The sequence below is a fragment of the uncultured Mucilaginibacter sp. genome (assembly GCF_913773635.1).
GTDB lineage: Bacteria > Bacteroidota > Bacteroidia > Sphingobacteriales > Sphingobacteriaceae > Mucilaginibacter.
On the sequence record NZ_CAJYGQ010000010.1, the window covers coordinates 26,879 to 43,098 of the forward strand.

The following is a 16,220-nucleotide window of genomic DNA, read 5'->3' on the forward strand; positions in this document are numbered from 1 at the left end:
GAAAAAATTCCTCTAACGTCGAAATGACAAGTTGCTTTTGGTTAGAAACAGCTTTCCCCCATGTCCATATTCCATTTCAAACAATTTAGTGTAGACCAAACTGGTTGCGCCATGAAGGTGAATACCGATGGTGTACTCCTGGGCGCCATTGCAGATGCAAGCCGGGCAGAAACTATATTGGACATTGGAACCGGCACAGGCCTTATTGCATTGATGCTGGGGCAGCGTTTTGAGCAAGCCTACATTAGTGCTGTTGAACTGGACGCTACCGCCGCGCAGACCGCCGAAAGTAATTTTGCAGCTTCGAGCTTTGCTTCTAGAGTTGAAGTGCACGCGCAATCGTTTCAGCAATATTTTACATTGAATCCCGAAAAGCGGTTTGATATTATTGTTTCCAATCCACCATTTTATATACAATCCTTACCATCTGCCGGAGCACAAAAAACCTTGGCAAAACACGCCGATGATAATTTCTTTGGAGAACTGATCAGTAACAGCGCACGTCATTTAAATGATGATGGCGTTTTGTGGCTCATACTGCCTCTTGCCACATCGACACTGGTAAAACAACTGGCTTTGTCTAAAGAATTATACTTACAGTCGGTAGTCAGTATCCATTCTTACCCACATTCAGATGCTCACCGCGAAATCCTTGCTTTCGGCAGGCATCAAACTAATACTGAATATTGGCGTTACAGTATTTACAGCGAGCCGAAACTTTATACTGATGAATACCGGAATTTGCTGAAAGACTTTTTGACTATATTTTAAACAGGGATTCTTATAAGATCCTTATTGTTACTTTGAATGGCAGTGAGAGCACTTTTGGAACTAATAAGTTAATTGCTTCAAAAAGATTTCTTCCCTTTTTTGGGTTAACAAGGTAAGCTAACCATTGTGTTTAAATACATAGCAGCCAGCTCAATCCATTTGACCACCTTATAATTAAACTACATGACCCGTATAGGTTTACTATCTGATACTCACGGCTATTTAGACGATGCCGTATTTAAACATTTTGCCAACTGTGATGAGATTTGGCACGCCGGCGATTTTGGCACTTTAGAGTTGGTTGAGCAATTGGCTGCATTTAAGCCATTAAAGGGCGTTTATGGTAATATTGATGGCAAAGAAATACGACAAACCTTTCCAGAGCATTTGCGTTTTATGTGCGAGGACCTCGACGTTTGGATGACGCACATTGGTGGTTATCCCGAAAAATACAGCCCTGATGTAAAGCGTACTATTTACACTAAGCCTCCCGGATTATTTATTAGTGGACACTCACATATATTGAAAGTTATTTTCGATAAAAAGATAAATTGTTTGCATTTAAACCCCGGGGCGGCCGGAAAACAGGGTTGGCATAAAGTTAAAACATTGATGAAATTTTGCGTTTCCTCAAAAAATATTCATAACTTGGAAGTCGTAGAACTCAAAAATAATATGTAATTAATACACTAAGCCTATGAAAGCAGCAAAAACTTTAGGACAATTTATCATTGAGAAACAGGCCGACTTTCCTTTTGCCAAAGGTGAGTTGTCGCGCTTGCTGCGAGACATAGGTATAGCTTCCAAAATTGTAAACCGCGAAATTAATAAAGCCGGTTTGGTTGACATACTTGGCGAAGCAGGAACCACCAACGTGCAGGGTGAGGGGCAAAAAAAACTTGACGTTTATGCCAACGAGCAGTTCATAGCCGCGCTGCAAAGCGGAGGGGAATGCTGTATAGTGGTATCAGAAGAAAATGATGAGTATGTTTACATAGACTCTGAAATATCAAAAAACGCCAAGTATATTGTGGCTATTGACCCGTTAGACGGCTCATCAAACATTGATGTTAACGTAGGGGTGGGTACCATCTTCTCCATATATCGCCGTAAATCAACGGAGGGCAAAGCTACAATGATTGATGTATTGCAGCGTGGGGTTGAACAAATTGCAGCCGGATATGTGATATACGGCTCGTCTACTATGTTGGTATATACCACCGGTAAAGGGGTGAATGGTTTTACGCTCGATCCTTCAATAGGCGAATTTTGTCTATCGCACCCAGACATGAGCGTACCTAAAGACGGCAATATTTATTCAATCAACGAGGGCTACTATGCGCATTTTCCCGACGGTATAAAAAAATACATTAAGTATTGCCAGGTGGAGGACGATGCCACGCGTCGCCCTTATACTTCAAGGTATACCGGTTCAATGGTGGCAGATATTCACCGTACGCTAATAAAAGGGGGTATATTTATGTATCCTATTACAGCGCAGGCGCCAAATGGTAAACTTAGATTGGTGTATGAGTGTAACCCAATTGCCTTTATAGTTGAGCAGGCAGGAGGCAAGGCAACAAATGGCTATGAACGCATTATGGAGCTTGAAGTAAAGGAATTGCACCAGCGTTCGGCTATTATTATAGGATCAGAAAATATGGTTAAGAAAGCGGAGGAAATGCTGGCCTGTTTTTCGCCTCAAATAACCAAACGCAATTTTGAAGGTGAATTGGTAATTCAATAGTGCTTTAGGCGTTACCTTTAGCGTTTTCCATTTCGAAAACTGAGTCGATTAATAAGTCTTTTTGTTTCGATGCGGCCACTGCAAGTTGGTCGCATCTTTCATTTTCAGGGTGCCCGGCATGCCCTTTAACCCACACAAAGCGCACTTTGTGCAGTTTGCTGATCTCCACGTAACGCAACCACAGGTCTTTGTTTTTTTTGCCTGCAAACCCTTTAGCCAGCCAGCCATTCAGCCAGCGTTTTTCAATAGAGTCAATTACATACTTTGAATCAGAGAAAACGGTAACCTGTTGCCCTGGCGCTTTAAGCGCTTCAAGACCTTTAATAACGGCCAGCAGCTCCATGCGGTTATTGGTGGTTTTACGAAAGCCTTCAGAAAGCTCCTTGTAGTGCTGTCCTGCACGTAAAACTACACCATACCCACCCGGACCAGGATTGCCGCTTGAAGCACCGTCTGTAAAAATCTCTATCATATATTAAGCTACAATGATAGCATGAATTATGCTTATTTAACACGCTTAATATTTTTTAAAAAATCTTTTGCAAATGTTGTTCTAATTTCTACTTTTGTACCCACAAACACGGTAGGTATAGCTCAGTTGGTTAGAGCATCGGTTTGTGGTACCGAGGGTCGTCGGTTCGAGCCCGATTACTTACCCAGTTTTTCTAAAGCCTCTTTCATATCTGTGAAAGAGGCTTTTTTGTATTCATAAGGTTATGATCTCCATAACAAAGCATCCGCAATAATTATTATTCAGCAAGCAATGTATTTACTCAGCAAAAACTGTTTTATTACTATATGACTGATAGCGCTTTTGCAAATAGCTGAAATACTCCTCTACTCAAAAAATTTCATCTCATTAAAATCAAGGGTTTTCCTTCCATATAGCTAAGGCTCTGTTTGGGCTATTGCGCATTGAATTTTCTTAGGTCATCAAGTCACCATTTTGATGATTTTCGAATTTGATAGACCTGATTATATAATTTATGTGATGCAGTTTGATAGTGCTATATGTCTTGATGAACATTCCACACAATATCCTAACGTTCAACTTAAGGCTAGCAAGAACTCGATGAAACTTTAAAATAAACTTTTTGAAAATTTAATTAAAGTAGCTAAACTTACATAAAATTTAACGTAAGTTTAACTTATAATGAGTAAGGTAGAAGGCTACATTAAAAACATGATCAAAGAATTATATTTTGGTCAGGCACTTTCTTGTACAGATATCAGCAGGAAAACGAACAAAAGTTTACCTGTGACTACTAAATTATTAAACGACTGTATTGAGGAAGGATTTGTTTTTGAAACCGGTTACGCTCCATCAACCGGCGGCCGGAGGGCTCAAACCTATTCTTTGAAAGCCGATGTTATCTATATAGTATCAGTTGCTATGGATCAGTTGGTTACCCGCCTGGTTATTATGGACGGCCAAAATAATCATGTAACAGCAATTCAAAAGCTTGATCTTGCTTTAAAGCAAGGACAGGAAGGTTTATTGGTGTTAACCAACGCAATAAGTCAGCTTATTAAAGATTCGGGAGTAAGTAAGGAAAAGATAGTTGGAATTGGAATAGGCATGCCCGGTTTTGTTGATATAGCCAAAGGAATAAATCATACTTTTTTAAATAATGATGGTCAAAGCATTACCTCATATATAAAGAAAGCCACCGGATTACCCGTTTTTCTTGATAACGATTCGAGCTTGATTGCACTGGCCGAACAAAAGTTTGGACACGCTCAAAATCAGCAAAATGTTATGGTAGTAAATATTGGCTGGGGTATAGGTTTAGGTATGCTTATTAATGGCCATTTGTTTCGTGGTGACAATGGGCTCGCTGGTGAGTTTAGCCACATTCCGGTTTTTATAAATAATAAGCTTTGTAGTTGCGGTAAAACAGGTTGTCTTGAAACGGAAGCATCCATGTTGCTCATTGTGGAAAAAGCTAAAAAAGAGATTGAAGGCGGACGCATGTCTATGCTAACGCAAATGAATTTAGGAAGCACTGAAGATGCAGCCAATGCCATCATGGAAGCAGCCCTCAAAGGTGACACTTTTGCGGTAGAACTTTTTTCTGAGGCCGGTTACAACATCGGTAGAGGAGCGGCAATACTTATTCACTTGCTTAATCCTAAGTTGATTGTGTTAAGCGGCCGGGGTGCGGCGGCAGGTAAGTTGTGGCTGGCTCCGGTTCAGCAGGCAATAAACGAGCACTGTATTCCCAAAATAGCTGAGCATACTGAAGTTATAATATCCGAACTAGGTTACCATGCCGAGCTAATTGGCGCTGCAGCACTGGTGATGGAACACTACAACGAGATAAGTCACCATATTCAAAGTCTACGTAAAGCAGTATTAAACTAACAATAAACACACATACACAATTAACCAATCATTATGAGGTATACTATTACCAAAAAAACACTTCTCAGTTTTTTGCTGAGCTTTTGTGTGGCTATAGCATTAGCCCAGCAAAAAAGGACCGTTACCGGTACGGTAAAGGATGAGTCAGGACAGCCTATTGTTGGTGCCATTTACAAAGTAAAGGGTACGGATGTAGGTGGCGCAACAAATGCCGAAGGTCGTTTTACAGTTTCAGTCGAAGGCGAACGACCGGTGTTGGTATTCAGCTTTATAAGCTTCAAAACACAGGAAGTAACTGTAGGGGCCGATAATACCGTTAATGTTACCTTGCAAAACAACAATCAGGCTTTGAGCGAGGTTGTGGTAACCGCATTAGGTATAAAGCGTGAGCGTAAATCTTTAGGTTTCGCCGTACAGGAAATTAAAGGGGAAACTTTAGTAGCCGCGCGCGAACCGAACGTTACCAATGCCTTATCAGGGAAAGTGGCCGGTTTGCAGGTAATTCGTTCAAGTAACGGGCCTGCTGGGTCTTCTAAAATTACCCTGCGTGGTAATAACTCCTTAACCGGTAATAATCAGCCTTTAGTTGTTGTCGATGGTATTCCTATCAACAACTTCATTGGTACACCTAATAATGACTTTTACAACCCTGGACAGGATTTAGGTAACGGTTTGTCCGATATCAACCCTGAGGATATTGAAAGCATGTCGGTTTTAAAAGGTGGTGCAGCTGCCGCTCTGTACGGCACCAGGGCTGGTAATGGCGTTATCTTAATTACAACCAAATCGGGCCGTGCGCAAAAAGGTTTAGGTATCAACGTATCATCATCGGTTGGTTTCGAAACTATATTTATGAAACCGGAGTTTCAGAACGAGTTCGGTCAGGGTACTGAGGGAATTTTTGACAATCGCTCTAGATTAAGCTGGGGACCTAAAATTACAGGTCAGGTATTGCCAAACTGGGATGGGCGTGAGTTACCATTAACGGCATATGACAACCTGGGTGCTTTTTTGCAAAAAGGAATACAAAACACACAAAGCGTTTCCTTGCAGCAACAGTATAAAAGCACGTCTGTTTATACGTCATATAATCGTTTAAATAGTACTAGTATCATTCCGGGTGTTAAATATGAGCGTCAAAATATCTCAACTCGTGCAGTAAGTAAATTCGGTAAAAATGATCGCTGGACGGCAGATACTAAAGTGCAATTTTCAAATACTAATGCTGTTAACCGACCAATTGGCGGTACCCGCACAGATAATCCGTTCTACACAACTTATTTGTTGCCAAGATCTTTAAATATCAAAGATTTCTCTAATGCCGTGGATGCAAACAACAATATGTATTGGTATGGTGATCCGGGACCCATAAACCCTTACTGGACTGTGCGTAACAACAGAAACCAGGATATCAGGGATCGTTTTATCATGAATGCATCATTGAAATATGAATTCACATCATGGTTAAATTTGGAGGCCAAAGCCGGTGCCGATATGTATACTACCGACTATGAAGAGAAGCTTTATGGTGGTAGCCCTATTGCTATGAATGGTAGATATTCAACCGGTAAGCAAACTTTCCAAGAAACTAACTACAGCACACTGCTGAGTGCCCGTAAAGATAATGTATTTGGTAAATTGGGTGGATCGGCTACCTTGGGTGGTAACTTGATGTCCCAAAAATCAACAAATTTACGTGCTTCATCGGGCGAATTAAATGCACGTGACTTTTTTTCATTAACGAATGGAAAAAACAATCCTACGATTGACGATCAGTCTCGTCCGAAACGAGCAATCAACTCTGTGTATGGGTCATTAGGAGTTAACTGGGATGGCTACTTATTTTTAGACGGAACCTTCCGAAATGATTGGTCATCTACGCTAAGTCCGAAAAACCGCTCGTTCTTTTACCCTTCAATAAGTGCATCGTACGTGTTTACCGATATGTTGACCAGATTTGGTAAAACATTGCCTTCGTGGTTAACCTACGGTAAAATCAGAGGATCGTACGCGCAGGTAGGCAATGATTTAGCCTTCAATCAGCTATACAATACCTATAATATTAACAAAGACCCTCTTGGAAACACAACGGCCGGCCGTAAACCAACTTTGTTTGACGAAAACGTAGTTAACGAGCTGATTAAAACTTTTGAGTTAGGTGCCGAAATGCGTTTCTTTAACGGCAGGTTAGGGTTTGATTTCACTTATTATAAAACCAATGCCGTTAACCAGTTACTTACGTTGCCTTTAGACCCATTAAGCGGTTACAGCAACAAAATAATTAATGCCGGTAACATACAAAATAAAGGAATTGAAGCTACAATTGATGGACGTATTCTACAAGGTCAGCGTTCATTAAACTGGAATGTAAGCGCCAACTTCTCAAGAAACGTCAACACCATCGAAGAGCTTTCTCCGGAAGTAAAAAGCTACCAGCTAGGCGGTTTTGATGCGGTAAGTATTGTAGCCGCGGAAGGACAAAAATATGGTGATATTTACGGTAATAGGTTCCAACGCGTAACTGATGCATCTAGCCCGTATTACAATCAATTAATATTAAGCGCTGATGGTTACCCACAAATATTGAATGCGGATGCCGCAAAATTAGGAACACAGCAGCCCTCTGCACTATTAGGTGTCACCAATAGTTTCAGCTATAGAGGATTATCCTTCTCCTTTTTGTTTGATGCACGCTTTGGCGGGCAAATTTACTCGGGTACAAACCTTAATATGCAAAGAGCGGGTACCGCTGCTGTAACCGTTATTAACGGCGACAGGGCTAACTTTGTACCGCAGGGTGTAGTGTTAGTTAATAACGCTTATCAGCCAAATACTAAATCTGTGTTGCCGCAACGCTATTGGGAAGCGGTTACCAGCAACGGAAACTTAGGCGTTATTGAGGCGAATATTTACGATGCCACCAATATTCGTTTAAGAAACGTACAACTTAACTACCAATTGCCGTCTAAGTTGCTTGCCAAATCACCTATACAACGTGTAAACGTAGGTGTGTCATGCAACAACGTTTGGATGATAAAAAGTCATTTAAACGGTATCGATCCTGAATCGGTTTATGCTACAGGTACTAACGCCGTTGGTTTTGAAAACTCCAGTGCGCCAACCACACGTTTATTGTTATTTAATTTAACATTAGGTTTTTAAATAAAAAAATCATGAAAAGCTTTAAAATTAAATCATATATACTGCTTACAGCCGCGCTTCTGGCAGGCTCTTGTAAGAAATTCGACGATGTTAATACAGATCAATTCTCTGCCACCGGCGAACAAGTCCAAATAGAATATTTTATAAATAGCTCAATTATTGAAGCGCAAATGAACCCCGATGTTGCAGAACGTTCATTTGTGTTGTATTGGAAAACAGCTGGGCATCAGCACAGCAATACCACATTTGCACTTGCTAACTATGATGATGGTTGGACCAGCGCTTATTACAATCAGGTTGCAGGATGGTTAAACAGTGCGAATACCGCAATTTCTATAGCCGCAGATAAAAAAGCTGCAGGCTTAGAAAGACCTTATGATAACAACCTTGTACAGGTAGCCCGCATTTGGAGAGCTTACTTGATGAGTGAAATGTCCGACAATTTTGGACCTATACCGGTTAACGGCTTTCAGGGTAAAAATCCTGATTTTTCGGACGTGAAAACGGTTTATGCGTATATTTTGACTGAATTGAAGGATGCGAACGCTAAGCTTAACTTATCGGTAACTAACGTGGCCGGCCTTGAAAAACAGGATCCTGCTTACGGTTACAATTACACTAAATGGAAAAAGTTTGGTAACTCATTACGCATGCGCTTTGCCATGCGCCTTTCAGAGGTAGATGCTACCACTGCCAAAGGCGAATTTGAGTCAGCTGCAGCATCACTAAATGACATTATAACCAAAACGGATGAAACGTTTCAGGTTCAGGAACTTGATGGTTGGAGCCCTTTAACCGGGGTAATGAGCCGTCCTTGGAACACGCAACCTATATCGGCCACGCTAAACAATTTATACTCCGGTTTGGGCAGTATCAAATCTCAGGATCAGCTTGGCGCTGAATTTCAATCTAAAATAAAACCGGCTGATTGGATGGGGCAACGTTACGAAAACCATTTTACTACTTTAACCAACGATCCATCGGCTGGTTACTGGTTTGATGGCTTACCATTTACTATTGACCCAAGGGCTTATAAAACATTTATAATACCGGGAGACATTACCAATCCAAACTTTACCAATAGCGGTACGGCCGCAACAACAACTAAACGTAATTTGATAGATGATGCGGGCGGTATTGTAAAAGAAATTGATGCTAAATATACCTGGAATGCTCGCACCGCCGGAAACTGGGGGACCAAAGGAGCGCGTAACCAGGTACTTACTTACGAAGGAACTATGCCTCGCTTAAGTAATCAATTCAGAACCAGCCGTAGTAAACGCGTATTCTTTGCACCTTGGGAAACTTATTTCTTGCTGGCAGAAGCTGCGGAACGTGGCTGGACAACGCCAATGAACGGAAAAGCTGCTTATGAAGCTGGTGTGGCCTCAAGCTTCGAATACTGGGATTTAACTCAATATTTAGGTACATATCTGGCTTCACAAGACTACAACCGTGTAGGTACATCGGTAAGCTGGGATCATATCACTGAACCTCCGGCTACTTACACCAAAAGATACCAGAACGGATACACCGGTGCAGAAGGTGTGGTAACATTAAGTTATCCTAAAAACGAACTTTATAAAAACGGTACAGTGAAAAATGATCGTTTAACTAAAATTATAACTCAAAAGTTCATTGCTCAAACTCCATGGTTGCCGTTGGAAGCCTGGAGCGATCAGCGAAGATTAGGATTGCCATTTTTTGAAAATCCGGCCATTGAAACGCCTGCACAAACTTTACCGGCCTTAACACCGGCAAATTATACTACCAGCAGCGTAAAATTCTTTCCTCAGCGCTTAAGGTATCCATCAAGTTTACAAAACTCCAATAAAAATGGTTACAACCAGGCCGTTGGATTTTTAAACGGAGCCGATGCTACTTTGACGCCACTTTACTGGGCTAAAAAGCAATAATATTTTATCGGTGACTTAAAGCAAATAAAAGCGGCAAATAGCCGCTTTTATTTTAAATGGATTTTCAGAAAATCTTGAAACTATATGATCAAAATTGAAATATGTGCAGGTTCTGTAAATTCTGCGCTTATTGCACAGCAGGGCGGTGCTTACCGGGTTGAACTTTGTGATAATCTTAAAGAAGGCGGAACCACGCCATCTTACGCGCAGATAGCAATGGCCCGTAAACTATTAAATATAAAGCTATATGTTATTATAAGACCAAGGGGCGGCGACTTTTTGTACTCGGACCTGGAGTTTGAAATAATGCGGGAAGACATAAAATGCTGTCAGGAAATTGGATGCGATGGTGTGGTTTTCGGTCTTTTAAAAAGTGATGGACATATTGACATAAAACGATGCCTGAAATTAAAGGAGGCAGCCGGCAACATGGGCTTAACATTTCACCGGGCATTCGACCGCTGTAAAGATCCGTTAGCTGCATTAGAGGACATCATTGATTTGGGTTTTGAACGCATACTAACATCCGGACTTGAGGAGGACGCTTTAACAGGTGCACGTTTAATATCAAATTTAGTGAAGCAGGCGAAAGGACGTATAAGCATAATGCCGGGTGCCGGTGTTCGCACGAGCAATTTAGCTCAACTTATTCAACTTACCGGTGCAAATGAGTTTCATAGCACCGCAAAAGGTTTTATAGAAAGTAAAATGCTGTTTAGGGATGTGAAAACAGGTAGTAATCAAGATGAGTTTCATTACGAGCAAACCGACTTACAAACAGTAAAGACCCTTGTTAGTATTGCCAAAAGTTTTGATTAAATTGAGCAGTTTATAAAATTTAAAACTACATCTGCATATATAAAATTTATGAGAAGAAATTTAATTGGGTTTTTACTATTAACCTTGTTGACCGGGGCATTGCAGACCAGCCAGGCCCAACAAAAAAAGTTAAAGCAAAAACAAACAAGCCTTACGAAGTATGTTGATCCATATATTGGCACCGGGTTTCATGGACATGTTTTTCTTGGCGCTAACGTGCCATTTGGTGCTGTACAATTAGGGCCTACAAACATTTCGCAGGGATGGGACTGGTGTTCAGGTTACCATATTTCCGATTCTACAATCGTAGGATTTCAGCATACACACTTAAGCGGAACAGGTATTGGAGACTTGGGAGACATATCTTTAATGCCAACAACCGGACCGATCAAAACCATGAAAGGAAGCATTAAAAATATGCAAAATGGTTATGTGTCTACCTTTAGCCATCAGCAGGAAAAAGTAAGCCCGGGCTATTATGCCGTCATGCTTAAACGTTATAATATTGGCGTGCGCTTAACGGCAACCCAAAGAGTAGGATTTCATGAATATACTTTTCCAAAATCAGATCAATCAAACATCATCATTGATCTACAAGAGGGCATAGCATGGGATGCACCTGTAAAAGCATCTATACAACAAATTAATGACAGCACTATAGCAGGATATCGTTTCTCCAAAGGTTGGGCAAATGATCAGCGGGTTTTTTTTACCGCTGTTTTTTCTAGACCCATTAAAACATTTGCCATATATGACAGCACAGCGGTCAAAACAAGCGAAACATATGAAGGCAGGAAGGTTAAAGGTGTCATAAGTTTTAGTACCGAAGCAGGCGAAAAGGTGCTGGTTAAAGTTGGTATATCGCCTGTAAGCGAAGCCAATGCTTTGGCGAATATTAAAGTGGAATTACCTGGCTGGAATTTCAACAACACCCTTAGTGCAGCTGATGCCGCCTGGAACAAAGAGCTACAGAAAGTACAGCTCAAAACCTCCAGTGAAACGAATAAACGAATTTTCTATACCGCTTTCTATCATACCATGATAGCGCCATCTATTTTTAACGATAATAACGGCGACTACCGCGGTACTGATAAAAAAGTATATCAATCACCAAGCTTTACTAACCTTACTACCTTTTCCTTATGGGATACCTATCGTGCCGCAAATCCGTTGTATACAATATTGCAACCTGAGCGGGTGAATGATATGGTTAACTCTATGCTGGCCATTTATAAACAGCAAGGGAAATTGCCTGTATGGCATTTAATGGGTAATGAAACAAATACAATGGTTGGTTACAGCGCGGTGCCAATTGTAGCAGATGCGTTTTTGAAGGGTTTTAATGGCTTTGATAAAAAGTTGGCTTACGAGGCCGTTAAAGCATCTGCTATGCAAGATGCATCGGGCTTAAAGTTTGTTAAAGAACGTGGTTATATACCAGCAGATAGTTTAATAGAATCGGTAGCGATGGGGCTGGAGTATAGCCTTGCCGATTGGTCAATTGCTCAAATGGCAAAAAAAATGGTTAACGCCGCCGACTATCAATATTTCAGTAAGCGCGGAAAGAACTACCAGAACTATTTTGATAAGCAAACCCATTTTATGCGAGGACGACTTTCTGAAAATACATGGCGTAGTCCATTCAGCCCTTTTGAGTCGAGGCATCGTAAAGATGATTATACAGAGGGCAACGGATGGCAATATACCTGGCTGGTACCACAGGATGTTGAAGGTTTGATAGCGTTACAGGGCGGCGATAAGCCTTTTATCAATAAACTGGATTCTTTGTTTACTGTTAAGGGCAGCTTAGGAGAAGAAGGCTCACCTGATATATCGGGCTTAATTGGTCAGTACGCGCATGGTAATGAGCCAAGTCACCATATTAGCTATTTGTATGCCTACGCAGGCCAGCCCTGGAAGACGGCTGAAAAGGTTAGATACATTTTAAAGAACTTTTATACCGATAAAACTGATGGCATTATTGGCAACGAGGATGTAGGACAAATGTCGGCCTGGTACATCTTTTCATCATTAGGTTTATATCCTGTAAACCCGGCTAACGGCACTTATGTATTTGGCAGTCCCTTGTTTGATGAAGCCACCATAAAACTGCCGGGTAACAAACTAATGCACTTTATAACAAAAAACAACAGCGATAAAAACATTTACATACAACGCGTAATATTAAATGGTAAAATTTATGCTAAATCCTACATCTCACATGCAGACTTGATGCGAGGCGGCAAACTGATTTTTGAGATGGGGAATAAGCCGAACTCAGACTGGGGTAAATTACCGCAGAACAGGCCATACTCCGAGAAGAAATAATGTTAGTTCATGTAGCTTCTGTATAACAATGTGTTCATTTGAATATTAAAACCAGGTAGTTTCATTTTTTGAGGGGATAACTAAACAGTTATCCCTCTTTGCGTGGGGTGGGATAGGCGAAATCAATTATACATAATTATGTTTTTTTAGCTCTCAAGGCAAATATTGCAAGCGACCCAATGCACACCGAGGCACTCTCCAAATTAATTACGGGAATAGGAGAGTAAGCTTACTACTGCCTGATAATGGCACAACGGTAACAGCCAACATAAATTAGTCAAGATTTAAACAATGGCTATTTATTTTTAAAGAAAGGCCAAACGCGACCATCAATAAAATATTCTACATGATTTACGTGGCAAAATTCAACCTTATACAAATTCAGTTGATATTGCATATTAATTAAATAGGTATTTAATCATTTTAGAGGTCAAATCCCTATATTAGGGTAACTTAATCTGTGCACCTTGTTAAATAGCAATATTCTTTACTTAAAGTTACTGTTGATATTCTTTGTAGCCGCTACGAATTTTTCATACGCACAAAAAATAGGGCAGGCGCGTATTGATTCTTTGCTAAGCCAGCTACAAATTAGTAAAGAAGACACTGCCAAAGTGGTGCTTTTGGTACGCATTGGTAATAACTATAAAAGGCTAAATTCACCAAACGCCGGCCATTATTACCATCAGGGTATTGCACTCGCTGAGAAGTTGCGCGTTTCAAAGTATATTTATCTTACTTATGAGGCCATGCGATCGCTAAGCTTCGCTAATAAGGATTACCCCGCGGTCGAACGGTATATCTCCCGTTCGCAAGCTATAGCTGATGTTGATCTGCGCTGTAAATTTTTATTGTCAGCGGGGTATGATTATTATCTGGAAGGTGACTATGTACGTGCTCAACGATGTTATATGAAGGCATACAAATTGCCTCATTTATCTACAAAAAACACAGCAATGGTTGATTTTTATATCGGCTCTACGTATTATTCAAAAGGAGATACGTTGGCTATCCGGTATTATGCTGCAGCGTTAGCAGGTTTTACTAAAGTAAACGATCGCAGCTTTATGCGGCGAATTAATCAAAATATTGGTGGCTTGTATTTGTCACTCAAAAGAGATTTGAAAACGGCAATGCAGTACTACCAGCAAGCAGTTGCCCTCAGCCGTAATCTGCCTGAAGATAATTCATCAGCAGGCTTAAATCAAAGCCTTGCATCGGTCTATCAGGCCATAGGCGATACCTTGCGTGCCCTTACTTATTATGCAGAAGCTTTACGAACGGTAAAAAAAATCGGAGATTCAAAAAGCACGCTGTTATTACTTGATCAGATTTCGCTCCTGCATTATCAACAAAAAAGTTATAACCGAGCCTTGGAAGAAAGTCTTGAGGCGTTAAAATTGTCGGCAAACAATGCCACAAAGGAGCAATTGGACAACCGATATAATACTATTGCATGGATTTATTACGCCAAGAAAGATTATACTAACGCTTTAACTTATTTACAAAAAGCGCTTCCTAGTAAAAATATCGGCGTTTTAGGAACACTGGGCAGTATCTATCGTGAAGCGCCCGATGGTGTTCTTGCCGAAGCCGGAGTTGACCCGGCCCATCGGTATTCCCTCGCATTATATAACCTCGAAGAGTCAATGCGATTAGCGGCTAACACTAAGGAGGCAACTCCTTATTTTTACCAGGAAGCATATCAGGAGTTGAGCATGACTTTTGAGAAAATGAAAGACTATCCCAGGGCTTACGCTGCTTTTAGTCGCTATGTATCTATAAAAGATAGCCTGGCCCGCGTTAACAATAATAAGGAGTACATTAAAATAGTTGCCGAGTCAAAGCATTTCCATACCGAAGATTCTTTAAAATTGCAGCAGCAAATAGCGAAAGCCAAACTGGACCGCCAGACACTTATTGCAACTCAACAACAACAAGCTTTATTGCTTAACCGCCAACAGCTTTCATTGGTTAGCAAAGAAAAGGATCTTCAAAAATTAAACTATCTGAAAACACAAGCTTTTTTAGAGCTGGAGCAGGGAAAGCGCAAAGCCAGAGAACAGGAATTAAATACCGCCCGCCAAGCCCAAAAATTAAGCGAAACAAGGCTGCTGCTACAAAAAAGCGAACTAAGCGCACAACAAACCAAAGGCAAACTATTTATGGCTGGTATTGGTGGCCTTATTTTGCTTTCATTGGTCATTGGTAAAAGCTACATAAACCAGCGCCGGTCAAACAGGTTACTTACTAAAGCAAATGCGGAAATCAGCGAAGCGAATGCAAGGATTTCGTTTGAACAACAACGCTCAGAAAATCTGTTGCTTAATATTCTTCCTGCAGACGTAGCAGAAGAGTTAAAAGAGAAGGGAAGTGCGAATGCCCGCCTGTTTGATGAGGTAACTGTTCTGTTTACCGATTTTGTAAACTTTACTACCTTAAGCCAGCAACTTACCCCTGAGGAGTTGGTAGCAGAGTTGCACTTTTGCTTTATGGCTTTCGATAAAATTATTTCTAATTATAGTATTGAGAAGATAAAGACTATCGGTGATGCATACTTGGCTGTGGGCGGCCTGCCAAGCCCCGATAATTTGCATGCAGAGAACGTTGTAAGGGCAGCCCTCGAGATTGCAGCTTTTGTACGCCAGCGTAAAGCAAGTTTAGGCGACAAAACGTTTGATATCCGCATTGGAATTCATTCCGGCAGCGTAGTTGCCGGTATTGTTGGAGTAAAGAAATTTGCGTATGACATTTGGGGCGATACTGTTAATACTGCAGCACGCATGGAACAAAACTCTATGCCTGGCAAAATCAACGTATCTGAGACAACTTATAGGCTTGTTAGAGATAGCTTTACGTTTACCTATCGTGGCAAAATTGAAGCGAAAAACAAAGGATCACTTGACATGTATTTTTTGGATCAATCTGAGGTATTCGATGGTAATTTGACGGCCAACCCATCAGTTGTATTTGACGCAGTTACATTTGAGTAATTTCATTTATTATAGAATAGCTATTAAATTGATAATCAAACTTCAACCACTCTTGCAAAAGGACAAACTCTAAATAAAAACACTCAACAAATGATGTTGAACCTAATTGATAGTGATTT

At 40.8% G+C, this 16,220-nt stretch carries 10 protein-coding genes and 1 tRNA gene; 10 read left to right on the forward strand and 1 reads right to left on the reverse strand.

Features of this window, described 5'->3' with window-relative positions; translation table 11 throughout:
- Positions 1–60 precede the first annotated feature (60 nt).
- The 3 genes from QZ407_RS12430 (at position 61) to fbp (ending at position 2,518) form a co-directional block, all read left to right on the forward strand.
- The gene (locus QZ407_RS12430) at positions 61–771 is read left to right on the forward strand and encodes a methyltransferase (RefSeq protein WP_295771541.1); all 711 of its coding nucleotides are present in this window, start codon (positions 61–63) and stop codon (positions 769–771) included.
- 183 nt (positions 772–954) lie between these two features.
- Positions 955–1,452 carry a metallophosphoesterase family protein gene (locus QZ407_RS12435; protein WP_295771543.1) on the forward strand — a complete coding sequence of 166 codons (498 nt, stop codon included), beginning with the start codon at positions 955–957 and terminating at the stop codon, positions 1,450–1,452.
- Positions 1,453–1,468: 16 nt separating this feature from the next.
- A complete protein-coding gene (gene fbp / locus QZ407_RS12440; protein WP_295771546.1) occupies positions 1,469–2,518 on the forward strand; it encodes a class 1 fructose-bisphosphatase in 1,050 nt (349 codons plus the stop codon).
- Between the two features lie 4 nt (positions 2,519–2,522).
- Here fbp and rnhA read toward each other — a convergent pair whose 3' ends face one another.
- Entirely contained in the window at positions 2,523–2,990 is a 468-nt protein-coding gene (gene rnhA, locus QZ407_RS12445; RefSeq protein ID WP_157542151.1) for a ribonuclease HI, read from the reverse strand.
- Between the two features lie 111 nt (positions 2,991–3,101).
- Between rnhA and QZ407_RS12450 the strand changes: the two genes are divergently transcribed.
- The 7 genes from QZ407_RS12450 (at position 3,102) to QZ407_RS12480 (ending at position 16,101) form a co-directional block, all read left to right on the forward strand.
- Positions 3,102–3,175 (forward strand) — tRNA-His (locus QZ407_RS12450).
- A 496-nt stretch (positions 3,176–3,671) separates the two neighbouring features.
- Positions 3,672–4,883 (forward strand): ROK family protein, encoded by a 1,212-nt coding sequence (locus tag QZ407_RS12455; protein ID WP_295771551.1) that lies wholly within the window; start codon positions 3,672–3,674, stop codon positions 4,881–4,883.
- 33 nt (positions 4,884–4,916) lie between these two features.
- Positions 4,917–8,045, forward strand: coding sequence for a SusC/RagA family TonB-linked outer membrane protein (locus tag QZ407_RS12460; RefSeq protein WP_295771553.1), 3,129 nt, complete (start codon positions 4,917–4,919; stop codon positions 8,043–8,045).
- Between the two features lie 11 nt (positions 8,046–8,056).
- Entirely contained in the window at positions 8,057–9,961 is a 1,905-nt protein-coding gene (locus tag QZ407_RS12465; protein WP_295771555.1) for a SusD/RagB family nutrient-binding outer membrane lipoprotein, read from the forward strand.
- 84 nt (positions 9,962–10,045) lie between these two features.
- Positions 10,046–10,780, forward strand: coding sequence for a copper homeostasis protein CutC (locus QZ407_RS12470; protein ID WP_295771557.1), 735 nt, complete (start codon positions 10,046–10,048; stop codon positions 10,778–10,780).
- A gap of 48 nt (positions 10,781–10,828) precedes the next feature.
- Positions 10,829–13,108, forward strand: a complete 2,280-nt coding sequence (locus QZ407_RS12475; RefSeq protein ID WP_295771560.1) for a GH92 family glycosyl hydrolase — start codon at positions 10,829–10,831, stop codon at positions 13,106–13,108.
- A 503-nt stretch (positions 13,109–13,611) separates the two neighbouring features.
- Complete coding sequence (locus QZ407_RS12480) at positions 13,612–16,101, forward strand: adenylate/guanylate cyclase domain-containing protein (RefSeq protein ID WP_295771561.1); 2,490 nt, start codon at positions 13,612–13,614, stop codon at positions 16,099–16,101.
- Positions 16,102–16,220: the final 119 nt, after the last annotated feature.

Coding starts and splice junctions, on each gene's coding strand:
- QZ407_RS12465 (WP_295771555.1), top strand. CDS start 8,057: ATGAAAAGCTTTAAAATTAAATCATATATACTGCTTACAGCCGCGCTT.
- rnhA (WP_157542151.1), bottom strand. CDS start 2,990: ATGATAGAGATTTTTACAGACGGTGCTTCAAGCGGCAATCCTGGTCCG.
- QZ407_RS12455 (WP_295771551.1), top strand. CDS start 3,672: ATGAGTAAGGTAGAAGGCTACATTAAAAACATGATCAAAGAATTATAT.
- QZ407_RS12470 (WP_295771557.1), top strand. CDS start 10,046: ATGATCAAAATTGAAATATGTGCAGGTTCTGTAAATTCTGCGCTTATT.
- QZ407_RS12430 (WP_295771541.1), top strand. CDS start 61: ATGTCCATATTCCATTTCAAACAATTTAGTGTAGACCAAACTGGTTGC.
- QZ407_RS12475 (WP_295771560.1), top strand. CDS start 10,829: ATGAGAAGAAATTTAATTGGGTTTTTACTATTAACCTTGTTGACCGGG.
- fbp (WP_295771546.1), top strand. CDS start 1,469: ATGAAAGCAGCAAAAACTTTAGGACAATTTATCATTGAGAAACAGGCC.
- QZ407_RS12435 (WP_295771543.1), top strand. CDS start 955: ATGACCCGTATAGGTTTACTATCTGATACTCACGGCTATTTAGACGAT.
- QZ407_RS12460 (WP_295771553.1), top strand. CDS start 4,917: ATGAGGTATACTATTACCAAAAAAACACTTCTCAGTTTTTTGCTGAGC.